Here is a 23,121-nt window from a genome sequence, read left to right as displayed (position 1 = left end):
TCACCTGCACGGGGGCCAGCCAGGCGGGGAAGGCGCCGGCGAAGTGCTCGGTGATCACGCCGATGAACCGCTCGATGGAGCCCAGCACCACCCGGTGGATCATGACGGGGCGGTGCTTTTCGCCGTCCTCGCCGGTGTACTCCAGCTCGAACCGCTCGGGCAGCTGGGAGTCCAGCTGGATGGTGCCGCACTGCCAGGTGCGGCCCAGGGAGTCGGCCAGGTGGAAGTCCAGCTTGGGGCCGTAGAAGGCGCCGTCGCCCTCGTTGATGACGAACTCCTTGCCCATGTCAGTGATGGCGTTCTTCAGGATGTCCTGGTTGTGCTCCCACTGCTCCACGGTGCCGATGTGATCCTCGGGCATGGTGGACAGCTCGATGGTGTAGGTCAGGCCGAAGGTGGAGTACACCTCGTCAAACAGGCGGACGGTCTCCTGGATCACGTCCTTCAGCTGGTCCGGGGTCATGAAGATGTGGGCGTCGTCCTGGTTGAAGCAGCGCACCCGGAACAGGCCGTGGAGGGCGCCGGACAGCTCGTGCCGGTGAACCAGGCCGATCTCGCCCACCCGCAGGGGGAGCTCCCGGTAGGAGTGGGGCTCGCTGGCGTAGACCAGCATGCCGCCGGGGCAGTTCATGGGCTTGATGGCGTAGTCCTCGTCGTCAATGACGGTGGTGTACATGTTCTGCTTGTAGTGATCCCAGTGGCCGGAGCGCTCCCACAGCTGGCGGTTGAGGATGATGGGGGTGGAGATCTCCACATAGCCGTACTTCTTGTGCACCTGCCGCCAGTAGTCCAGCAGGGTGTTCTTCAGCACCATGCCCTTGGGCAGGAAGAAGGGGAAGCCGGGGCCCTCGTCCCGCAGCATGAACAGGCCCAGTTCACGGCCCAGCTTGCGGTGATCCCGCTTCTTGGCCTCCTCAATGCGCTGGAGGTACGCGTCCAGCTCGTCCTTCTTGGGGAAGGCGATGCCGTAGATGCGCTGGAGGGTCTCCCGGTTGGAGTCGCCCCGCCAGTAGGCGGCGTTGCAGGCGGTGAGCTTCAGGGCGTTGCCCTTCACCCGGCCGGTGGAGTCCAGATGGGGGCCGGCGCACAGGTCGGTGAACTCCCCCTGCTTGTAGAAGGAGATGTGGGCGTCCTCGGGCAGGTCGTTGATCAGCTCCACCTTGAAGGGCTCGCCCTTCTCCTCCATGAACTTCAGGGCCTCGTCCCGGGGCAGCTCAAACCGCTCCAGCTTCAGCTTCTCCTTGCAGATCTTGCGCATCTCCGCCTCAATCTGCTCCAGGTGCTCCGGCGTGAAGGCGAAGGGGGCGTCCATGTCGTAGTACCAGCCCTCGTCGATGGAGGGGCCGATGGCCAGCTTCACCTCCGGCCACAGGCGCTTCACCGCCTGGGCCATGATGTGGGAGCAGGTGTGCCAGTAGGTCTGGCGGTATTCGGGGTTCTCAAAGGTAAATTCGCTGTTTTTCACTTCTTCGGACATGATGCCTGACTCCTTTCTAAATCTGGCTCCCCCATCCAAACCGAACCGAAGCCCAGCGCAGCGGGTTCGGTTCGGAGAGGAGGTGCAAGGGAGCGGAATGAGAGGCTCCGCGCAGCGGGGCCGCGAATGGTGCGGACTTTGCACCGACGACGGGGCAAAGCAAAAAACGCCTCACCCCTGAGTGTGTCAGGGGTGAGGCGTCGTCATACGTCCCACGGTTCCACCCTGCTTGTCAGAAGTGCGGAGACGCCCGGGAGCAGGACAACAGTGACACGCGTAGACCGAAAAACAGGTCGGGCGAAGCCCGGCGGCATTTTCGGCGGAGCGTGGAGCAGTTGGCCGTCGCGGAGGGCGTGCAGCGTGACATCTGACCGCTTTGTGTCTTTCTGTAACGGGAAAGCCCCGGCCCGGTTGTCCCGGGCGGCTCGGGAGTGGTACAGCCGCCGCGTGTCGTGGGGCGCTTCCACCGTGCGCGCCCCTCTCTGTCCGCCGCTGTGCGGGTTCGTCTCCGTCTTTGCCGGTTTGACAGAGGTACTATATCACCCCCGGCGGGGAAAGTCAAGGGGCCAGTTTCCGCCGGCGGCGCCGGGAAATTTCCCGCCAAAACTGATATTTACAGTTTATTCACATTAAAGACACGATTTAGCCTTATTTACTGGGTATGATATACCCAGATTCAGAGATGAATCGAACGTGAGACCATCCTCCCAAACCAATTCCTCTCTTATCCCTCTCCAACACCTTTGCACAACACACACACCCGAAACGCCCCGGCCGGAAGGCCGGGGCGTTTCGGCATTTTGCCTGCAAAAAGATCTTGACCTAAAGTCAACTTCATGTAGTAAAATGAGGACAACAAAACCAGAGGAGTGTATGCCTGTGATTACCAAGCAATTTCAGAACCTGACCCTGCCCCAGCTGGGCTTTGGCAGCATGCGCCTGCCCCTGCTGCCCGGCGGCGGGGATGAGCATGTAGACCAGGCCGCGGTGGACAGGATGGTGGACACCGCCATGGACCGGGGGGCCAACTACTTCGACACCGCCTACGGCTACCACGGCGGAAAATCCGAGGTGGTGATGGGCAAGGCCCTGTCCCGCTATCCCCGGGAGAGCTTCTTCCTGGCAGACAAGTTCCCCGGCTACGATGTGGACAACATCCGGGCCGACAAGGTGGAGGCCATCTTTGAGGAGCAGCTGAAAAAGTGCGGCGTGGAGTACTTCGACTTCTATCTGTTCCACAATGTGTACGAGCGCAACGTGGAGCCATACCTCGACCCCGAGAACCGGGTGGTGGAGTATCTGCTGGAGCAGAAGAAGAACGGCCGCATCCGCCACCTGGGCTTTTCCGCCCACGGCGCCCTGCCGGTGATCCGGAAGTTCCTGGACGCGGTGGGGGAGCACATGGAGTTCGGCCAGCTCCAGCTCAACTATCTGGACTGGGACTTCCAGCAGGCCAGGGACAAGGCGGCCGAGCTCAACCGCCGGAACATCCCCATCTGGGTCATGGAACCCCTGCGGGGCGGCCGCCTGGCCCGGCTGACCGATGAAGAGGCGGAGAAGCTCCGCGCCCTGCGGCCCGGCGAGAGCCCCGTGGGCTGGGCCTTCCGCTTCCTCCAGGGTGTGCCCGGCGTCACCGTGATCCTCTCCGGCATGTCCAGCCAGGAGCAGCTGGAGGCCAACCTGGACACCTTCGAGACCGACAAGCCCCTCACCGATGCCGAGCGGTCCGCCCTGCTGGACATCGCCGGCGGCATGGTGAACGGCCAAGTGCTCCCCTGCACCGCCTGCCGCTACTGCGTGGACCACTGCCCCAGGGGCCTGGACATCCCCAAGCTGCTCTCCCTCTACAATGAGCACACCTTCACCGGCGGCGGCTTCATCGCCCCCATGGCGGTGGGCGCCCTGCCCGAGGACAAGCGGCCCTCCGCCTGCATCGGCTGCCGCAGCTGCGAGCGGGTGTGCCCCCAGCAGCTGAAGATCTCCGAGGCCATGGCCGACTTCACCAAAAAGCTGGGCTGAGCGCCTCCAAACAGAAAAACAGTCAGGCCGCCGGCGCCCGTTTGGGCCCCGGCGGCCTGGTCGTCATTGCAATTTCCGCCGATTTGGGGTATCATGGTACCAATCAGCCATGCCATAAGGAGGCGCTTTGCCATGCGAGATGGATTTGTCAAAGTGGCCGCCGGCACCCCGGAGATCCGGGTGGCCGACTGCCGTTACAATGCGGAGCAGATTTTTACCCTCATGCGGGAGGCCGACAAGCAGGGGGTGCGGGTGCTGGCCTTGCCCGAGCTGTGCCTCACCGGGTACACCTGCGGCGACCTGTTCCTCCAGGACACCCTGCTGAAAGGGGCGGAGGAGGGCCTGGCCACCGTGCTGGAGGCCACCAAGAACCTGGATATGCTCACCGCCCTGGGCCTGCCGGTGAAAAATCCGTGGGACGGCAAGCTCTACAACTGCGCGGCGGTCATCCACAAGGGGGAGATCCTGGGCCTGGTGCCCAAGACCTATGTCCCCAACTATGGGGAGTTCTACGAGGGGCGCTGGTTCACCTCCGGCAAGGACCTAGATGTCCTCTTGAATCTGTGCGGCCAGCAGGTCAGCATATGGGACAGGGAGATCTGGGCCTGCGACACCATGCCCGACCTGGTGGTGGGGGTGGAGATCTGTGAGGATCTGTGGGCCTCCACGCCCCCCTCCGTGGCCCTGGCCCAGGCGGGGGCCACCGTGATCCTCAACCTGTCCGCCTCCGACGAGGTGGTGGGCAAGGCCGATTACCGCCGCACCCTGGTCACCGGCCAGTCCGCCCGGCTGCTGTGCGGCTACGTCTATGCCAACGCCGGGGAGGGGGAGTCCACCACCGACCTGGTCTTCAACGGCCACAACCTGATCGCCGAGAACGGCGCCCTCCTGGCCGAGCGGCGGTTTGCCTCCGGCCTCACCGTCAGTGAGATCGACGTGAGCCGCCTGGCCTACGAGCGGAGGCGGATGAACACCTTCACCCCCCCGGAGCGGGACCCCATGGGGGAGGCCCACTGCCTGGGGATCTGCCGGGCTCACTTCTCCCTGGAGCCGTGCACCACCACCCTCACCCGCCACATCAATCCAACCCCCTTTGTCCCCGAGGATGTGGGGGACCGGTCGGAGCGTTGCAATGAAATTTTGAAGGTGGCCGCCCTGGGCCTGAAGAAGCGGCTGGAGCACACCCGCGCCGCGGCGGCGGTGGTGGGCCTGTCCGGCGGGCTGGACTCCACCCTGGCCATCCTGATCACCGCCGTGGCCATGAAGCTGCTGGACCGGCCAGCCAGCGACATCATCGCCGTCACCATGCCCTGCTTCGGCACCACCGACCGCACCCGGGACAACGCCGTGGAGCTGGCCGGGCGGCTGGGGGCCACCCTGAAGCGCATCGACATCGGCGCGGCGGTGAAGCAGCATTTCCGGGACATTGGCCAGTCCATGGACAACCACGACGTGACCTTTGAGAATGGCCAGGCCCGGGAGCGCACCCAGGTGCTCATGGACATCGCCAACCAGGCGGGCGGCCTGGTGGTGGGCACCGGGGATCTCTCCGAGCTGGCCCTGGGCTGGGCCACCTACAACGGCGACCACATGAGCATGTACGGCGTCAACGCCAGCATACCCAAGACCCTGGTGCGCCATCTGGTGTCCTACGTGGCCGGGGACAAGGCGGAGGAGGATCAGGCCCTGTCCAGCGTGCTGGAGGATATCCTGGACACCCCCGTCTCCCCCGAGCTGCTCCCCGCCGTGGGCGGGCAGATCGCCCAGAAGACGGAGGATCTGGTGGGGCCCTACGAGCTCCACGACTTCTTCCTCTACTACGCCATCCGCTGGGCCTTCCCGCCCCGGAAGGTGCTCCGCCTGGCCGAGCACGCCTTTGGCCGCAGCTATGACCGGGCCACCATCCTCAAGTGGCTGCGCACCTTCTACCGCCGCTTCTTCGCCCAGCAGTTCAAGCGCTCCTGCCTGCCCGACGGGCCCAAGGTGGGCTCCGTCACCCTCTCCCCCCGTGGCGACTGGAGAATGCCGTCGGATGCGGTGGCCTCCCTGTGGCTGGAGGAACTGGAGGGATTGGAATGAGAGGAGCTGTATGTGCCGCCAGTCGCCTGCGAGCGGGAGCGAGCCGCGCCCTTGGCGCGTTCAAGCGTTTTGGCTCTGCCAAAACCTTGCCGCAGGCGGGATTCATTCCCGCCGAGGATGTAAAAGGAATCGGGGCCCCCATGGAAGCCCGCTTCCATGGGGAGGACTGGCGCATGCCCTCCGACGCGGTGGCCTCCCTGTGGCTGGAGGAACTGGAGGGCTTGGAGTAAGTGAACATCTATCTGGATCTATTCTGGACGTTTGCCAAGATCGGCGCGTGCACCTTCGGCGGAGGGTATGCCATGCTGCCCATCCTCCAGCGTGAGCTGGTGGAGAAGCGGGGCTGGGCCACGGAGGAGGAGCTGTCCGACTACTTCGCCATCGGCCAGTGCACCCCCGGCATCATCGCCGTCAACACCGCCACCTTTGTGGGACACAAGCAGCGGGGGACGGCCGGGGGCGTGACGGCCACCCTGGGGCTGGTGTTCCCCTGCCTGGTGATCATCATGATTGTGGCCGCCTTCCTCCAGAACTTCGCGGAGCTGCCGGTGGTGATCCACGCCTTCAACGGCGTGCGGGCCTGCGTGTGCGCCCTGATCCTGTCCAGCATCCTCAAGCTGCGGAAGTCCAGCGTGGTGGACGGCCCCACCACCGCCATCTTTGCGGCGGTGCTGGTGCTGGCGGTGGTGGGGAACTTTGTCACCGTGCCGGAGGGCGCGGCGGGGGCCGTGCTTGGCTTCGTCACCTCTCCCGTTGTGCTGGTGGTGGCCGCCGGCGTGGCCGGACTGTGCGTCCGGGCGGCGAAGGGGGGGCTACGGAAATGATCTACCTGCGCCTGTTCTTTGAGTTTTTCAAGGTGGGCCTGTTCTCCATCGGCGGCGGGCTGGCCACCATCCCCTTCCTCACCGACCTGGGCAGCCGCACCGGCTGGTTCACCTCCGGGGAGCTGGCCAACATGATCGCCATCTCCGAGTCCACCCCCGGCCCCATGGGGGTCAACATGGCCACCTATGTGGGCTTCCATCTGCGGGGCATCCCCGGCGGCGTCACCGCCACCCTGGGCCTGATCTGCCCCTCCATCCTTGTCATCCTGATCATCGCCGGCTTTCTGAAAAAGTTCCGGGAGAGCCGGGGGGTGGACGCGGTGTTCTACGGCATCCGGCCCGCCTCCACCGCCCTCATCGCCGCCGCCCTGGCGGAGGTGTGCTCCATCGCCCTGCTCAACCTGAACGCCTTCTCCGACGGCGGCGGCATGACCGCCCTGTTCCAGTGGAAGGGTATTTTGCTGGCCGTGATCGTGTTCCTCTGCCTCCAGGTGGGGCCGCTGAAAAAGCTCCACCCCATCGTGTTTATCGGTGCCTCGGCGGTGGTGGGCGCGGTCTTTCAGTTCTGAACCGGCTTCCCCCATATGCGGAAAGGCCCCGGAGTCCTTACCGACTCCGGGGCCTACTCTTTGTATGGGTTTATGCCTGTTCTGCCGCGGGGGTGTCCTCCGGCGGCAGCTTGGTGACGGTGGCCCACTCCACCCGGCGGTCGGTGAGCACCTCCACCCGGATGTGCAGGCCGTAGACCTCCACCTCGGGGTGGCTGCCGTCCTCGGGGATCACGTTGAGCTGGGCGAACACCAGGCCGCCCAGGGTCTCGGACTCCTCGTCTTCGGGGAAGTCCACGTCCAGGGCCTCGGCCACATCGTCCAGATCCGCCGAGCCGGCGATGCGCCAGGTATTTTCACCCAGGGGGACAATCTCCTGATCCTCCAGGGGGTCGAATTCGTCGTAGATGTTGCCCACGATCTCCTCCAGCAGATCCTCCATGGTCACCAGGCCGGCGGTGCCGCCGTACTCGTCAATGACGATGGCCAGGTGAACCTTCCGGCTCTGCATATCCCGGAAGAGCTTGTCGGCGCGCACCGACTCAGGCACGAAGTAGGCCGGCCGGAGCAGCTCCCGCACCGGCTTGGGCTCCGGCCTGCGGGAATTGATGAGCCACTCCCGGGTGCTGAGCAGGCCGATGATGTCGTCGGCATCCTTCTCATAGACCGGGAACCGGGACAGGCCGGTGGACTCTATGGTGGCCTCGATCTCCTCGGGCGTGTCGTCCACCCACAGCATCTCCATGTCGGTGCGGTGAACCATCACGTCCTCGGCGGTCATGTTGTCAAACTCGAAGATGTTCTCGATCATCTCTTTCTCGCCGGCCTGGATGGCGCCCTTCTCCTCGCCGATGTCCACCATCATGCGGATGCCCTCCTCGGATACCTCATCGTCCTCCTCATTGGGGTCGATATGTAGCAGCCGGAGCACGCCGTTTGTGGAGACGGTCAGCAGCCAGATCACCGGACGCATGACGGCGGCCAGGAAGGCCACCACCCGGCAGGTGAAGCGGGCCACGGCGTCGCTTTTCTTCATGGCCACCCGCTTGGGCACCAGCTCGCCGAAGATCAGGGTAAAATAGGAGAGGATCAGGGTAATCAGGATCACCGACAGGGTGTGCACCGCCTCCGCCGCCGCGGCGGTCAGGTGGTACTCGGTGATGAGCCACTGGGACAGGCGGCCGGCCAAGTTGTCGGCGCCGAAGGCCGCGCCCAGGAAGCCGGCCAGGGTGATGCCGATCTGGATGGTGGAGAGAAAGCCGGTGGGCTGCTCTGTGATTTTCAGCAGCAGGGCGGCCTTTTTGTCACCGTCCTCGGCCTGCCGGCGGAGCACCGCCTCATTCAGGGAGATGACCGCGATTTCCGTGGCGGCAAAGTAGGCGTTGAGCGCGATGAGTATGACCTGGAGTAATATCTGAGGCCATAAAGGGGGTTGCAAGGTGATTCCTCCTCAAAAAATAGATTGCATGGCGGATGCCATACTAAGTAGTAGTATAACATGTTTCTGAAAAAAATCCATATAGGGGAGGAAAAAAGTTGCGCTTCATGCTATAATATCTCCGACTATTCCTGGGGGGCGAGAGATGATGGATCGGAGCGCGCGCCTGCGGCAGCTTCTGGAGCAGCCGGGCACCTTTGTCAAATGGCTGGTTTTCGCCGGCATCAGCGGCGTGCTGTGCGGCGGGGTGGCCACGGCGTTTTACTACGCCTTTGACGCCGTCACCGGTCTGCGGGATGCCAACCCCTGGCTGCTGTGGCTGCTGCCCCTGGGGGGCGTGGCCATCGTGCTGCTCTACCGCGTGTGCGGGATGGAAGGGGATCGGGGCACCAACTTCGTGCTGGTGGCCGTGCGGGAGGACCAGCCCCTCCGTCTGCGCACCGCCCCCCTGGTCTTTGCCGCCACCATGCTCACCCACCTGTGCGGCGGCTCCTCCGGCCGGGAGGGGGCCATCCTCCAGATCGGCGGCTCCATCTCCTCCAAGGTGGGGCGGTGGATGCGCCTGGACGACAAGGACCGGCGCATCATCACCATGTGCGGCATGTCCGCCGCCTTCTCCGCCCTGTTCGGCACCCCCCTCACCGCCGCCATGTTCTCCATGGAGGTCACCAGCGTGGGGGTGCTCTACTATGCCGCCATCGTTCCCTGCGTCCTGTCCTCCATCGTGGGGCTGTGGATGGCCCAGGCCTTTCACGTCCCCCCCACCCAGTTCTCCCTGGACGGGGTGCCCAACCTGACCCCCCTCACCCTGGTGCAGGTCATCGGCCTGGGCATCCTGTTCGCCCTGCTGTCGGTGTTCTTCTGCCGGCTGATGCACGCCGCGCCCCACCTGTACGACAAGTACCTGCCCAACCACCTGGTGCGCGCCGCCGTGGGTGGCGGAGTGGTGATCGCCCTCACCTTCCTGGTGTGGCTGTGGAACCCGGGTACTTACGACTACAACGGCGCCGGCGAGGCGGTGCTCCACGCCGCCATCGAAGGGCAGGCCCGGCCGGAGGCCTTCCTGCTGAAAATGCTCTTCACCACCATCACCCTGGGGGCGGGCTTCAAGGGGGGCGAGATCGTCCCCGTGTTCTTCACCGGCGCCACCTTCGGCTGCACCGCGGCCCCCCTGCTGGGCCTCCACCCCTCCTTCGGCGCCGGGCTGGGCATGGTGAGCGTGTTCTGCGGCGTCACCAACTGCCCCCTGACGGCCCTGCTCCTCTCCCTGGAGCTCTTCGCCGGGGACAGTTACGGCATGTTCACCGGCCAGAGCTTAGGCCTCTTCGCCGTGTGCATCGCCGTGTCCTACATGCTCTCCGGCTATTACGGCCTCTACAGCGAGCAGAAGATCCTCTACAGCAAGCTCCGGCCGGAGTTCATCAACAAGAAGGCCAACGAGGACGAGTAAGGCGGGGGCCTACCCCCCGCCGTGCCGGCCCGGGCCGCTTCCCCAGGACTTGACAGGGGAGGGAAATCCGCATAAAATGGACACCTTCGATTGGCGCGGGACGCTCCCGCGCCCGACGACGGCCCCACGGAATCCTGAATATATGAAAGGAACCTTGACCGGCTATGAACATCTTCGACATCATGGGGCCCATCATGGTCGGGCCGTCGTCGTCCCACACGGCGGGGGCGGCCCGCATCGGGTATCTGACCCGGAAGCTGCTGGGGAGCCAGCCCAAGCGGGCGGAGCTGCTGCTCCACGGCTCCTTTGCCGCCACCGGGGCGGGCCACGGCACCGACCGGGCCCTGGCGGCCGGCCTGCTGGGCATGCGGCCCGACGACGCCCGGCTGCCCCGCTCCTTCGAGCTGGCGGAGGCGGCGGGGATGGAGCTGAGGCTGGGCAAGACCGTGCTGCGGGGGGCCCACCCCAACACGGTGCTCTTAAAGGTTGAGGACGCCGCGGGCAAGCGCCTGGAGGTCACCGCCTCCTCCCTGGGGGGCGGCCGGGTGCAGGTGTGCGCCATCGACGGGCTGGAGGCCCGGTTCACCGGCGAGCTGCCCACCCTCATCATCCGCAACCAGGACCGGCCCGGCATGGTGGCGGAGGTCACCGGGGTGCTGTCCCGCCGGAGCGTGAACATCGCCACCATGCAGCTCTACCGCAACACCCGGGGCGGCCTGGCGGTGATGGTCATCGAGAGCGACCAGCCCATCTGGGCGGCCGCAGTGGAGGAGCTGCGCGCCTGCCCGGGCATTGAACGGGTGACCTATCTCAACATGACGGAAGGGGGGGAGTGACATGGCCTTTTCCTCGGTGGCCGGCCTGCTGGAGGCGGCCAGGGACAAGCCCCTGTGGCGGGCGGTGCTGGAGGACGATCTGCGGGATCGGGGGGTGGACGAGGCCCGCTCCTGGAGGCAGATGTCCGCCCTGTGGACGGCCATGAAGGCCCCGGTGGCGGAGTACGACCCAGCCGCCCGCTCCCGCAGCGGCCTCACCGGCGGCGCGGGGGCCAGGCTGGACGGCCCGGGCCCCGGCCTGTGCCCGCCCTTCCTGCGGCAGGTGATCGCCGCCGCCCTCAAGACCGGCGAGTGCAACGCCTGCATGCGCCGCATCGTGGCCGCCCCTACGGCGGGGGCCAGCGGGGTGCTGCCCGCGGTGCTTCTCCCCCTCCAGGCCAGGGACGGCCTGAGCGACGAGACCATGATACAGGCCCTCTATGTCTCTGCCGGCTTCGGGCAGGTGATCGCCACCCGGGCCTCCATCTCCGGGGCGGAGGGGGGCTGCCAGGCGGAGGTGGGCTCCGCCTCCGGCATGGCGGCCGCCGCCCTGGTGTCCGTTCTGGGAGGCACGCCGGAGCAGATGGCCCACGCCTGCGCCATGGCTCTGTCCAACACCCTGGGCCTGGTGTGCGATCCGGTGGCCGGGCTGGTGGAGGTGCCCTGCGTCAACCGCAACGTGATGGGGGCGGTGAACGCCCTGTCCTGCGCAGAGATGGCCCTGTCCGGGGTGGAGAGCGCCATTCCCTGCGACGAGGTGATCGACGCCATGCGTGCCGTGGGCGACGCCCTGCCCGCCTCCCTGCGGGAGACCGGCGGCGGCGGCCTGGCTGCAACCCCCACGGGCAGAAGAATCGCGGAACAGATGTAGGGCGGGCAGGCGGAGCCCACAACAAGCGTTTTTGCCCTGGCAAAAACCTTGGCGCAAGGCGGAATTCACTTCCGCCGCGCAAATTCAGAGCCCGGGGCCCCCATGGAACCCACGGTTCCATGGGGAACGACGCCTTGCCCGCCTCCCTGCGGGAGACCGGCGGCGGCGGCCTGGCTGCAACCCCCACGGGCAGAAGAATCGCGGAACAGATGTAGGGCGGGCAGGCGGAGCCCACAACAAGCGTTTTTGCCCTGGCAAAAACCTTGGCGCAAGGCGGAATTCACTTCCGCCGCGCAAATTCAGAGCCCGGGGCCCCCATGGAACCCACGGTTCCATGGGGAACGACGCTTTACCCGCCTCCCTGCGGGAGACCGGCGGCGGCGGCCTGGCGGCCACCCCCACCGGCCGGAGAATCGCGGAGCAGATGCAGGGCGCGGCCTGCCGGACGCGCCGCCCGTTTTGGCAGAGAGGAAAGGAGAACACAACCATGCTGCAATTCAACCATTTCAATTTCAACGTGCTGGATCTGGACCGCTCCCTGGACTTCTACCGGAAGGCCCTGGAGCTGGAGGTGGTGGAGGAGAAGACCGCCGACGACGGCTCCTTCAAGCTGGTGTACCTGGGGGACGGGGAGACCGGCTTCCGCCTGGAGCTGACCTGGCTGAAGGACCGTACCGAGCCCTACGACCTGGGGGAGCAGGAGTTCCACCTGGCCCTCCTCACCGACCGGTTTGATGAGCTGCTGGCGCGCCACAGGGCCATGGGCTGCGTCTGCTTTGAGAACCCGGCCATGGGCATTTACTTCATCGAGGATCCGGACGGCTACTGGATTGAGATCGTCCCGGAGCATAGCTGAACCATGGGTAAGACCGTAGGCGGCCGCCTGGCCTATGCGGATCTGCTCCGCTGTGCGGCCATGCTGGCAGTGATTGTGGTGCATGTGTCGGGGGGCAGCCTGGAGGCCGCGGCAGTTGGGTCTCCCGCCTTTCAGGTGCTCAACCTGTATGACGGACTGGCCCACTGGTGTGTGCCGGTGTTTGTCATGCTCTCCGGCATGTTCCTGCTGGATCCTGGGCACAGCCTGCCCCTCTCCAAGCTGTTTTTCGGTCATATTCTGCGCATTGCGGTGGCTCTGACGGTTTGGGGGACGGCCTACGCCCTGGTGGGCCAGGTGACGGCCAACGGCCTGAGCTGGGAGAGCGTACAGGCGGCGCTGTATCAGGTGCTGCTGGGCAGGACCAGCTTCCACCTGTGGTTTTTGTACATGATCATCGGCCTGTATCTGGTGACCCCCATCCTGCGGGCCTTTGTGCGGGGGGCCAGCCGGGGGGGCTTCCACTGGTTCTTTCTGCTGGTGTTCCTGTTTGCCTGCATCATCCCTACCATCCTGCGCCTGCGGCCCAGTCAGACCCTGAGCCTCTATGTGAACAACCTCAACCTCAAACTGGTGCTGGGCTATGTGGGCTACTACGTACTGGGATACTATCTGAAGGCTTACAGCCTGAGCCGTCCGGCGGAGTATCTCATCTACGTGCTGGGGATTCTGGGCGCGGCGGTCACTGTGGGAGGCACTGCCTGGCTGTCCCAGCAGCGAGGGATGCTGGTGCAGACTCTCTACAACTACGACAGCCCCAACATCGCCCTGATGAGTGCGGCGGTATTCGTATTCTTCCGCTACGTGCTGGGGGTGAGCGAGGAGCGCTCCCGCCGCCAGCGGGTCTCCGGCGTGGCGAAGATCTCCTTCGGCATTTATCTGGTCCACGTGTTTTTCCTCATACTCCTGAGGCATTTCGGCATCACGGCCCTTTCCTTCGTGCCGGCCCTGTCCGTCCCGGTTCTGTCAGCGGCGGTGTTTCTGGGCTCCTTCACGGTGGCCTGGCCCCTGTCCAAGCTGCCTCTGGCGGGCAAGTATCTGACATAAAAGGAGAGACCCCATGCTCTTTTCCAGTTCCGTATTCCTCTTCCTATTTCTCCCTCTGGTATTGATCCTCTACTACCTGGCCCTGCGGCGGTGGCGGCAGGGCCAGAACGTGTTCCTCTTGCTGGCCTCCCTGGGCTTCTATGCCTGGGGGGAGCCCTGGTTCGTGCTGGTAATGATCGCCTCCATCCTGGCCAACTACGGCTTCGGCCTGTGGGTGGACGCCTGCAAGCGGGCGGGCCGCTCCTGCCGGGCGCCCATCGTGGCGGCGGTGACGGCCAATCTGGGTATCCTCTTTGTATTCAAATACCTGACCTTTACCCTGGGAATTCTCAACAGCCTGGGGGCTCACTTTGTCATCCCCGGCATCGAGCTGCCCATCGGCATCTCCTTCTTCACCTTCCAGGCCCTGAGCTATGTGCTGGATGTTCACCGGGGGAGGGGCCAGGTGCAGAAATCCCCCCTGAAGGTGGGGCTGTACATCTCCTTCTTCCCTCAGCTCATCGCCGGGCCCATCGTCAAGTATGAGACGGTGGCGGACCAGATCGACCACCGCCAGGAGAGCTGGGCGGACTTCTCCGCCGGCTGCGCCCGGTTCATCGCCGGCCTGGGCAAGAAGGTGCTCATCGCCAACCAGGTGGCGGTGGTGGCCGACCGGGCCTTCAACCTAGGGAACGGGGAGTTGTCCGCCTCCTTTGCCTGGCTGGGGGCCATCTGCTACACCCTGCAGATCTACTACGACTTCTCCGGCTACTCGGATATGGCCATCGGCCTGGGCAAGATGTTCGGCTTCCACTTCCTGGAGAACTTCAACTACCCCTACATCTCCAAATCCATTACCGAATTCTGGCGGCGGTGGCATATCTCCCTGTCCGCCTGCTTCCGGGACTATGTGTACTTCCCCCTGGGGGGCAGCCGGGTGAGCTCCAAGTGGAAGCACATCCGCAACCTGTTTGTGGTGTGGCTGCTCACCGGCGTGTGGCACGGGGCCAACTGGACCTTCATCGTCTGGGGCCTGCTCTACTTCGTGCTGCTGGTGCTGGAGAAATACGGGCACCTGGGCCAGGGCTGGCCGGTGTGGCTGAACTGGCTGTTCACCCTCCTGATGGTGAACTTCGCCTGGGTGATCTTCCGGGCGGACAGCCTGCCCGCCGCCTGGCACTATATCCAGGCCATGTTCGGCCTCTCCGGCGGCGGCGGGGCGGGCCTGGCCCTGCTGTATCTGCGGGAGAACTGGACGGTGCTGCTGGCCGGGGTGGTGTTCGCCGCGCCGGCGGCCCCCAGGCTGCGGGACTGGCTGGCCAGGCGGGACTGGCCCATGGTGGACCTGCTCTACGCCCTGGGGGCGGCGGCGGTGTTCCTGGTGTCCGCCGCCTTCATCATCAAGGGCACCTACAACCCCTTCATCTACTTCAACTTCTGAGAGGAGTGTGAGCCATGAGACGACGCAATACCATCACCGCGGTGGTGTTTCTGCTGGCGGTGGCGGCGGGGTTTGTACTGCTGGCCACCTCCTTCTTCGGCGGGGAGGGGAAGTTTGAGGCCCTGCTCAAAACATTTGTCCGGGACCGGGACGTGATGGCCTTCGTGGACGGGGCGGAGACCGCCGTCAACCAGGATCTGGACCGGGACCACCTGTTCATCCAGCTCTACGGCGGGGTGCAGCGGCTCTCCGGCCGGCGGATCGTGGAGGACACGGTGAGCGAGAACACGGTGGTCAAGCTGTCCAACGGGGCGCTGAATTTTGTGAGCCTGGGCACCAACGTGTGGGTGGGCTCCCAGACCACGGAGAACGCCGCCGCCACGGCGGCGTTTGCCCAGGAGCTGGAGCTCCTGGATATCCCCTACCTTTACCTGGCGGCCCCCCAGAAGATCCAGCGGGGGCAGACGCTGCTGCCCCCCGGGGTGGAGGAGAACGGCAACGCCAGCGCCGACGCCTTTCTGGCGGAGCTGGACCGGCAGGGGACCGACTATGTGGATCTCCGCCCCCTTTTTGAGAACAACGGCATCTACTCCAGCTGGTTTTTCAAAACCGACCACCACTGGAAGCCGGAGGCGGCCTTCTTCGCCTGGCAGGAGCTGGCCGGTGTGCTGGAGGACCGCTACGGCTTCCGCACCGACCCGGCCCTCACCAGTCCCGCCAGCTGGAGCACCCAGGTGCTGGAGGACTTCTTCCTGGGCAGCCAGGGCAAGCGGGTGGGCTCCCTCTACGCCGGGGTGGACGACATTACCCTCTATACCCCCAAATTTGACACCAATCTGACCTACGCCTGCCCCGCCTACGGCTTCACCCGCACCGGCCCCTTCAACCAGTCGGTGTGCTTCCCCGAGCGGGTGGAGGAGCAGGACTGGTTCAACGGCAACCCCTACACCTACTACGCCGGGGGCGACTACCCCCTGGCCACCATCACCAACCACAACAACCCGGACGGGCCCCGGGTCGTCATGCTGCGGGACTCCTTCGCCTGCGCCCTGACCCCCTTCCTGGCCCTGTCCTGCTCCGAACTGGTCACCATCGACCTGCGCTATTTTGAGGGGGATCTGCTGGACACCATCGGGTCGTATGACCCCGACCTGGTGCTCACCCTCTACACGGCCAGCACCACCGGCCTGGAGAACATGTTTCAGTTTGACAAGACGGAGGGATAATGCTTGCATACGGAAAAAACACCCACCCTCCGACGGCTGGACTGGCACTATATCGCCATGCAGATGGGCTTCTGGGCCATGTTCGCGGCCATCGTGGCCTACCAGACCGCCCTGCTGCTGGACCGAGGCTTCACCAACGGAGAGGCGGGGCTGATGACCTCGGTGCGCTGCCTGGCGGGCATCGTGTTCCAGCCCCTGCTGGGCGGCTTTGCCGACCGGCACCCCCGCGTGCCCCTCAAAGGCATCGTGGGCGTGTCCCTGGCCCTCTCCCTGGCCGCCGGAGTGTGGTACTGGGCTGAGCCGGCCATGGGCCTGGCCCAGACCGCCCTGGTATGGGTGGTCATCGGCGGCCTGGGGGTGTCCTCCTACCCGCTGATGGACGCCATGGCCGTCCAGTTCATCAACGACGGCATGCCCATCCGATACAGCCTGGGCCGGGGGCTGGGCTCCCTGGCCTATGCGGTGGTGTGCGTGCTGCTGGGCCTGCAGGTGGGGCAGTGGGGGGTGGAGACCACTCTGGTCACCTTCCTGCTCCTGACCGCGGCGGAGATCGCCCTGGTGTTCACCTACCCCACCTGGCATCCCAAGGCCCCGGCGGAGGGCCGGGCCGCGGCGGAGCGGCCCCAGTCGGCCCTCTCCCTGCTGCGGAGCACCCCCCGGTTCACCCTCATGCTGGCGGGGGTGCTCTTCGGCCTCACCGCCGTGCTCCCCCTGTCCAACTTCCTGGTGAACGTGATCCTCAGCCGGGGCGGCACCGCCGCGGATCTGGGCCTGGCCATGTTCCTCATGGGCGGCTTCGAGCTGCCCGCCGCCTTCCTGTTCCCCAGGCTGCTGCGGAGACTGGGCAGCGGGCGGATCCTGGTGCTGAGCATGGCGTTCTGCACCCTGAAGGGGGTAGCCCTGCTGCTCACCTGGAACCTGGCCGGGGTGCTGCTGTGCCAGCCGCTGCAGATGCTGGGCTACGGCCTGTTCACCCCGGCGTCAGTGTACTTCGTCAACGAGTCTGTGCCGCCGGCGGACCGGGTGCGGGGCCAGACCATCATGATGGTGGCCTCCAACGGCCTGGGCGGCATGCTGGGCGGGCTGCTGGCCGGCTGGACCCTGGACGCCGGGGGCGCCAACTGGATGCTGGCCGGGTGCATCCTCTGCGGCTGCGTGGGCACGGTTTTGTGCCTGCTGGCCCTCCCCCGGAAGGGCCGGAGTGCTTGTTAAAAATTTTACAAAATCACTCTTCCCAAATCAGGCTGAATGGTGTATGATATCCCCGTATTTTTGATAGTCCATAAAACCTGTGGATACCCTATGGAGGTATGACAATGAACCTGAGAAAGACCAAGATTATCTGCACCCTGGGCCCCGCGGTGGACAATCCGGAGACCATGCAGAAGCTCATCCGAAACGGCATGAACGCGGCCCGCTTCAACTTCTCTCACGGCTCCCACGCCGAGCAGCTGGCCCGGCTGACCATGTTCAAGAAGGTGCGGGACACCCTGGGCGCCCCGGTGGCCACCATTCTGGACACCAAGGGCCCGGAGATCCGCATCAGAACCTTTGCCGACGGCCCCATCAACCTGGCTCAGGGGCAGTCCTTTACCCTTACCACCGACGACGTGCCCGGTGACGAGCACCAGGTGTCCGTCACCTACGAGAACCTGCACAACGAGGTGGGCCCCGGCTGCCGCATCCTGGTGGATGACGGCCTCATCGAGCTGCGGGTTCAGAAGGTGGAGGGCCACGCCATCCACTGCGAGGTGGAGAACGGCGGCCCCCTGTCCAGCAACAAGTCCATCAACATCCCCGATGTGCACATCCTGCTGCCCTCCCTCACCGACAAGGATCGGGAGGATCTGAAGTTCGCGGTGGAGAACGAGTTCGACTTCATCGCCGCCTCCTTCGTCCGCAAGGCCAGCGATGTGGAGGATATCCGGGCCGAGCTGCACAAGCACGGCGGCGACAACATCCGCATCATCGCCAAGATTGAGAACCGGGAGGGCGTGGAGAACCTGGACGCCATCATCGCCGCCTCCGACGGCATCATGGTGGCCCGCGGCGACCTGGGCGTGGAGATTCCCGCCCACGAGGTGCCCATCCTCCAGAAGAAGATGATCAAGGCGGGCACCCGCGCCGGCCTGCCAGTCATCACCGCCACCCAGATGCTGGACTCCATGATCCGCAATCCCCGTCCCACCCGGGCCGAGGTGTCCGACGTGGCCAATGCCGTGTTCGACGGCACCTCCTGCGTCATGCTCTCCGGTGAGACCGCCTCCGGCAAGTACCCCATCGAGGCTCTGGCCACCATGGTGGACACCGTAATGGCGGCGGAGGAGGCCATCGACTACTGGGGCCGGTTCCGGGAGCGGAGCCTGCTGCCCGCCATCTCCACCATCAGCGACGCTATCACCCACACCTGCTGTCTGACCGCCATGGATCTCAACGCCACGTGCATCCTGGCGCCCACCCGCTCCGGCTACACTGCCAAGGTGATCTCCCGCTTCCGTCCGGCCTGCCCCATTGTGGCCCTGTGCCAGAGCGAGTCCACCCGGCGGCAGCTGGCCGTCTCCTGGGGCGTGCATCCCTTCCTGTCCGGCGAGGTGGACTCCACCGACCGGATGTTCTCCCTGGCCGTGGATGTGGCCCGCAAGGAGGGCGCCATCAAGCCGGGCGACACGGTGGTCATTACCGCCGGCGTGCCCCTGGGCCAGTCCGGCACCACCAACCTCATCAAGGCCCAGATCGTGGAGGAGGGCCTCTAAGTCATTCAAAAAGGTGGCGAAGCCACCGTTGCGCCAGTCTAAGGCGGCCCGGCTGAAAAGCCGGGCCGCCCTTTTCGTCCGCGCATACCATGGAGGGGGAGGGATGGAGATGGAAAACCGGATTCTCCGCCGCCTGGAGGGGCGGCTGGGGGCGCAGCCCGACGTGACGTGGCTGCTTACCCTGTTCACGGTGCTGCCTCTGAACACCTACACCCTGCCCGAGTGGAACGAGGCCCTCTCCGCCGCCCTGGGGCGGCGGATCCTCTGCCCCTCCTACCGGGTGCTGAATGAGTATTTACACCGGGCCGTTTTGGGGTTACAATGAGCTTACGGAACCAAAGATACAAAAGGAGGTGCCCCATGAAACTGACCTTTTTCGGCGCGGCCCACGCCGTCACCGGAAGCTGCCACTGTGTGGAGTGCGGCGGCAAGAAGATCCTGGTGGACTGCGGACTGCAGCAGGGCCGGGATGAGAAGGACAACCAGGCCCTGGACTTCAACGCCGGGTACATCGACGCGGTGGTGGTGACCCACGCCCACATCGACCACTCCGGCCGCATCCCCCTGCTGGTGAAGCAGGGCTTCGCCGGCAACATCTACTGCACCCGCCTGACGGGCCAGCTGCTGAGCATCATGCTGCGGGATTCCGCCCACATCCAGGAGAGCGATGCCCAGTGGGCCAACCAGAAGGGCCGGCGCGCCGGGGAGGAGCCGGTGGAGCCCCTGTACACCGTGGCGGACGCGGAGGAGGCTGTCCGGCACGTGGTCACCTGTGAGTACGGCACCACCCTCCAGATCGCCGACGGGGTGAAGATCCGCTTTGTGGACGCGGGCCACCTGCTGGGCTCCTCCAGCGTGGAGATGTGGCTCACCGAGGGGGGAGAGACCCGGAAGGTGGTGTTCTCCGGCGACATCGGCAACCGGGATCAGCCCATCATCCGGGATCCCCAGTACATCGGGGACGCCGACTACGTCCTCACCGAGAGCACCTACGGCGACCGGCTCCACGACATGAGCCAGAAGCCGGACTACACCGCCGACCTGGCCGCCATCATCGACGAGACCCTGGGCCAGGGGGGCAACGTGATCATCCCCTCCTTCGCCGTGGGCCGCACCCAGGAGCTGCTCTACTTCATCCGGGAGATGAAGGAGCAGAACCTGGTCAAGAGCGTGCCCAACTTCACCGTGGTGGTGGACTCCCCCCTGGCCGGCGAGGCCACCCGCATCTTCTCCGGCGATCTCCACGGCTACCTGGACGAGGAGGCCATCGCCGCCCTGAAGGGCGGGGCCCTGTTCCAGTTCCCCGGCCTCACCATCACCGAGAGCAGCGAGGAGTCCAAGGCCCTCAACGCCGACCCCGCCCCCAAGGTGATCATCTCCGCCTCCGGCATGTGCGACGCCGGCCGCATCCGCCACCACCTGAAGCACAACCTGTGGCGGCCGGAGTGCGCCATCGTCTTTGTGGGCTATCAGGCGGAGGGCAGCCTGGGCCGGCGGCTCCTCAACGGCGTCAGCACGGTCAAGCTCTTCGGCGAGGAGATCGCCGTCCGGGCGAAGATTGTCCGCTTCCACGGCCTGTCCTCCCACGCCGACCGGGACGGCCTGCTGCGGTGGATTGAGGCCTACAACCCCAGGCCCCGGCAGGTCTTCGTGGTTCACGGCGACCAGGAGGTCACCGAGGTCTACGCCAACACCCTGCGCCAGCGGGGGCTGGACGCCCACGCCCCCAACTACGAGGAGGTCTACGACCTGCTGACCAACCGGATGCTCTCCCCCGGCCTGCCCCCGGAGAAGAAGCAGGCCGCCCCGGCCGCAGGCTCCCCGGCGTACCAGCGCCTGGAGGAGGTGGGCCGCAGGCTCATGGAGGTCATCGCCCACAACAAGGGCGGCACCAACAAGGATCTGGGCAAGTTCGCCGACCAGCTGCGCGCCCTCATCGAAAAGTGGGATCGCTGAGGCCGGCGGGAAGGCCCGGCCGAACCGAATTACAAAAAGGAGGATCCCCGGCCTGCACATGCAGGCCGGGGATCCTCCTTTTGCTCCGCCGGCACACTCCGGCGCCGGACATGACTAAGGGGGCCCTCCATCGGATGGCCCCCGGGTTCCCGTTCTCTGAAGTTCAGCGGATCGAAGCAGTGGTGTTTTCCCGCTCGCGCTGCCGGATTTCCAGGCGGCGCATCACGTACAGGGAATCGGTGACCACCTTCAGCGGCTTGGAGAAGTCCAGCGTGAAAAGCCCCAGGAAAGAGCGGGCGTCCACCCGGATGGTGTCGTCCTCATTGGCAATATATACGGGCTTATCCGCCTGGAGGGCCAGCTGCTGGAACGTGGCCAGCTCCGCGATGGAGTCAAACTTGATATCGAAAACCATAAATCATACCTCCTTTATGGGATGGCTAAAGTATAATATAGCCGGCGGCAAAATACAATGGGCATACTCACCGAAATCCGCGGGAAAGGGACGCGCTGTTCCATGCAAAACCATTGTGGCAGAATGCTAAATGTGAAGAACATATGAAATTTTCGTAAATAAACACGTTAAGGTTTTATTTAATGCGGATTCGAGCAGATTAACGCGCTGTTTGAGTGAAGTAAGCCACATTATTGACATATGCCAGAAACGTGCTATAATACGATCTGATGAATAAACCACACAGCGGTTTATTCGCGCGACACAGCCGCGCACAGCCAGAAACGGAGGAGATCCCATGCCCAGGCCCAAGAAATGCCGCCGCATCTGCGCCCTGCCCCGGTGCAGCCGCTTCGGCCCCCTGGACGGGGCTGCGGAGAGCCAGGTTGCGCTGGCCCTGGAGGAGCTGGAGGCCATCCGCCTGCTGGATCTGCTGGGCTGCACCCAGGAGGAGTGCGCCGAGCAGATGGGGGTGGCCCGCTCCACCGTGCAGCAGGTGTACGACGCCGCCCGGCGCAAGCTGGCCCTGGCCCTGGTGGAGGGGCGGGAGCTGGTGGTCGCCGGCGGCAGCTACGAGCTGTGCCCCCATGCGGCGGGGTGCGCCGGCCGGGACTGCGCCCGGCGGGACTGCCCACGGGGGCGCTGCGGCTGCGGAACCTGCCATCGGCCCATTCAATATAAGGAGGATGATTGAGATGAAAATCGCGGTAACCTATGAAAACGGACAGGTGTTCCAGCACTTCGGCCACACGGAGCAGTTCAAGCTCTATGAGGTGGAGGACGGCCGGGTGGTGTCCAGCCAGGTGGTGGACACCAACGGCAGCGGCCACGGCGCCCTGGCCGGCTTCCTGCGGGAGTACGGGGTGGACGCCCTGATCTGCGGCGGCATCGGCGGCGGGGCCCGGAACGCCCTGGCCCAGGCCGGCATCCAGCTCTACCCCGGCGCCTCCGGCGACGCCGACGCCCAGGTGGAGGCCCTGCTGGCCGGCCGGCTGAGCTACGACCCCGACACCGTCTGCGCCCACCACGACCACGGCGAGGGCCATGACTGCGGCCATCACCATGACCACGACTGCGGCCACGGCTCCTGCGGCAGCAATTGATTCGAATCGGAAAAATTCACAAAATAAGCTGTGACAACCGGCTGACTTCGTGGTATAATCAACATACAGAGGACGGCCAGCCGCCCGCTGTACCATAACCCTCCCCGGAGGGTGGAAGGAGCTGAAAACTATGAAGTTCGTGTTCACAGACAAAAAGGTCAACCTGCCCAACAAGGTTCACGCCTACGCGGAGAAAAAGGTGGGCAAATTAGACCGTTATTTTAAGGCGGATACGGAGGCCGCCGTGGTCTTCAGCGTGGAGAAGGGCCGCAACAACGTGGAGCTGACCATCCGCTCCGGCGGCACCATCATCCGTGTGGCCGAGAGCACCTCCGACATGTTTGCCACCATCGACGCCGCGGTCTCCTCCGTGGAGCGGCAGCTGCGCAAGAACAAGGCCCGGCTGGAGAAGCGTCTGCGCCAGGACGCCTTCTCCCGTTCGGTGGATGTGGAGGAGATGTCCTCCTTCGCCCCCGAGGGGGAGGAAGAGGAGGAGTTCCGGATCGTCCGCACCAAGCGCTTCCCCATCAAGCTGATGACGGTGGAGGAGGCGGTGCTCCAGATGAACCTGGTGGATCACACCTTCTTCGCCTTCAAGAACGCCGACGACGACGGCTCCTTCGCCGTGGTCTACAAGCGCAACGACGGCGGCTATGGCCTCATTGAGGACGATACCTGACCTCCCGCTTCCGTCATAGAGAGGGACGGGCCAGCATATACATGCCACAGTTACCGAAACCAGGTAGGAGAGTGGATGGATATGCAAA

Annotated in this window: 21 protein-coding genes; 18 read left to right on the top strand and 3 right to left on the bottom strand. The window is 65.0% G+C overall.

What is annotated here, in order from left to right; translation table 11 throughout:
- Positions 1-1,477 (bottom strand): threonine--tRNA ligase (thrS, locus tag QZ378_RS06295; RefSeq protein WP_291257678.1); only part of this gene is annotated, 1,477 nt, incomplete at its 3' end.
- 879 nt (positions 1,478-2,356) lie between these two features.
- Between thrS and QZ378_RS06290 the strand changes: the two genes are divergently transcribed.
- From QZ378_RS06290 to QZ378_RS06275, 4 genes are all read left to right on the top strand, one after another.
- A complete protein-coding gene (locus tag QZ378_RS06290; protein WP_291257677.1) occupies positions 2,357-3,496 on the top strand; it encodes an aldo/keto reductase in 1,140 nt (379 codons plus the stop codon).
- A 132-nt stretch (positions 3,497-3,628) separates the two neighbouring features.
- Positions 3,629-5,575 carry an NAD(+) synthase gene (locus tag QZ378_RS06285; RefSeq protein WP_291257676.1) on the top strand — a complete coding sequence of 649 codons (1,947 nt, stop codon included), beginning with the start codon at positions 3,629-3,631 and terminating at the stop codon, positions 5,573-5,575.
- 230 nt (positions 5,576-5,805) lie between these two features.
- Positions 5,806-6,399 carry a chromate transporter gene (locus tag QZ378_RS06280; RefSeq protein WP_191529166.1) on the top strand — a complete coding sequence of 198 codons (594 nt, stop codon included), beginning with the start codon at positions 5,806-5,808 and terminating at the stop codon, positions 6,397-6,399.
- Positions 6,396-6,968, top strand: a complete 573-nt coding sequence (locus QZ378_RS06275; RefSeq protein WP_291257675.1) for a chromate transporter — start codon at positions 6,396-6,398, stop codon at positions 6,966-6,968. Before QZ378_RS06280 ends, QZ378_RS06275 begins: the two co-directional genes overlap by 4 nt.
- 70 nt (positions 6,969-7,038) lie before the next feature.
- Here QZ378_RS06275 and QZ378_RS06270 read toward each other — a convergent pair whose 3' ends face one another.
- Positions 7,039-8,385: a hemolysin family protein gene (locus QZ378_RS06270; RefSeq protein ID WP_291257674.1), complete on the bottom strand. Its 1,347-nt coding sequence runs from the start codon at positions 8,383-8,385 to the stop codon at positions 7,039-7,041.
- A 148-nt stretch (positions 8,386-8,533) separates the two neighbouring features.
- On the opposite strand from QZ378_RS06270, the gene QZ378_RS06265 reads away from it, so the two are divergent.
- From QZ378_RS06265 to QZ378_RS06215, 11 genes are all read left to right on the top strand, one after another.
- Positions 8,534-9,835, top strand: coding sequence for a chloride channel protein (locus tag QZ378_RS06265; RefSeq protein ID WP_291257673.1), 1,302 nt, complete (start codon positions 8,534-8,536; stop codon positions 9,833-9,835).
- A 164-nt stretch (positions 9,836-9,999) separates the two neighbouring features.
- Entirely contained in the window at positions 10,000-10,671 is a 672-nt protein-coding gene (gene sdaAB, locus QZ378_RS06260) for an L-serine ammonia-lyase, iron-sulfur-dependent subunit beta (RefSeq protein ID WP_291257672.1), read from the top strand.
- Position 10,672: 1 nt separating this feature from the next.
- Positions 10,673-11,521 carry an L-serine ammonia-lyase, iron-sulfur-dependent, subunit alpha gene (gene sdaAA, locus QZ378_RS06255; RefSeq protein WP_291257671.1) on the top strand — a complete coding sequence of 283 codons (849 nt, stop codon included), beginning with the start codon at positions 10,673-10,675 and terminating at the stop codon, positions 11,519-11,521.
- Between the two features lie 487 nt (positions 11,522-12,008).
- Complete coding sequence (locus QZ378_RS06250) at positions 12,009-12,377, top strand: VOC family protein (RefSeq protein WP_291257679.1); 369 nt, start codon at positions 12,009-12,011, stop codon at positions 12,375-12,377.
- A gap of 3 nt (positions 12,378-12,380) precedes the next feature.
- Positions 12,381-13,442: an acyltransferase family protein gene (locus QZ378_RS06245; protein WP_291257670.1), complete on the top strand. Its 1,062-nt coding sequence runs from the start codon at positions 12,381-12,383 to the stop codon at positions 13,440-13,442.
- A gap of 13 nt (positions 13,443-13,455) precedes the next feature.
- Positions 13,456-14,862: an MBOAT family protein gene (locus QZ378_RS06240; protein WP_291257669.1), complete on the top strand. Its 1,407-nt coding sequence runs from the start codon at positions 13,456-13,458 to the stop codon at positions 14,860-14,862.
- 14 nt (positions 14,863-14,876) lie between these two features.
- Positions 14,877-16,088, top strand: coding sequence for a DHHW family protein (locus QZ378_RS06235; RefSeq protein ID WP_291257668.1), 1,212 nt, complete (start codon positions 14,877-14,879; stop codon positions 16,086-16,088).
- A 3-nt stretch (positions 16,089-16,091) separates the two neighbouring features.
- The gene (locus tag QZ378_RS06230) at positions 16,092-17,300 is read left to right on the top strand and encodes an MFS transporter (RefSeq protein WP_291257667.1); all 1,209 of its coding nucleotides are present in this window, start codon (positions 16,092-16,094) and stop codon (positions 17,298-17,300) included.
- Positions 17,301-17,404: 104 nt separating this feature from the next.
- Positions 17,405-18,841 (top strand): pyruvate kinase, encoded by a 1,437-nt coding sequence (pyk, locus tag QZ378_RS06225; RefSeq protein WP_191379975.1) that lies wholly within the window; start codon positions 17,405-17,407, stop codon positions 18,839-18,841.
- A gap of 109 nt (positions 18,842-18,950) precedes the next feature.
- A complete protein-coding gene (locus QZ378_RS06220; protein ID WP_291257666.1) occupies positions 18,951-19,166 on the top strand; it encodes a hypothetical protein in 216 nt (71 codons plus the stop codon).
- 35 nt (positions 19,167-19,201) lie between these two features.
- Positions 19,202-20,797, top strand: coding sequence for an MBL fold metallo-hydrolase (locus tag QZ378_RS06215; RefSeq protein ID WP_087240844.1), 1,596 nt, complete (start codon positions 19,202-19,204; stop codon positions 20,795-20,797).
- Between the two features lie 163 nt (positions 20,798-20,960).
- Here the strand turns inward: QZ378_RS06215 and QZ378_RS06210 are convergent, their stop codons facing one another.
- A complete protein-coding gene (locus tag QZ378_RS06210; protein ID WP_087240843.1) occupies positions 20,961-21,212 on the bottom strand; it encodes a hypothetical protein in 252 nt (83 codons plus the stop codon).
- Between the two features lie 337 nt (positions 21,213-21,549).
- Between QZ378_RS06210 and QZ378_RS06205 the strand changes: the two genes are divergently transcribed.
- The 3 genes from QZ378_RS06205 (at position 21,550) to raiA (ending at position 23,033) form a co-directional block, all read left to right on the top strand.
- Positions 21,550-21,945: a DUF134 domain-containing protein gene (locus QZ378_RS06205; protein ID WP_191379976.1), complete on the top strand. Its 396-nt coding sequence runs from the start codon at positions 21,550-21,552 to the stop codon at positions 21,943-21,945.
- Between the two features lies 1 nt (position 21,946).
- On the top strand, positions 21,947-22,354 hold the full coding sequence (locus QZ378_RS06200) for a NifB/NifX family molybdenum-iron cluster-binding protein (protein ID WP_291257665.1): 408 nt from the start codon (positions 21,947-21,949) through the stop codon (positions 22,352-22,354).
- 130 nt (positions 22,355-22,484) lie between these two features.
- On the top strand, positions 22,485-23,033 hold the full coding sequence (gene raiA, locus QZ378_RS06195; protein ID WP_087240838.1) for a ribosome-associated translation inhibitor RaiA: 549 nt from the start codon (positions 22,485-22,487) through the stop codon (positions 23,031-23,033).
- Positions 23,034-23,121 lie beyond the last annotated feature (88 nt).

It is taken from the genome of Flavonifractor sp. (assembly GCF_019422385.1).
Classification (GTDB): Bacteria; Bacillota; Clostridia; order Oscillospirales; family Oscillospiraceae; genus Flavonifractor; species Flavonifractor avistercoris.
The sequence above is the reverse complement of the archived record's forward strand: the minus strand, read 5'-3'. Positions and strand labels throughout refer to the sequence as shown.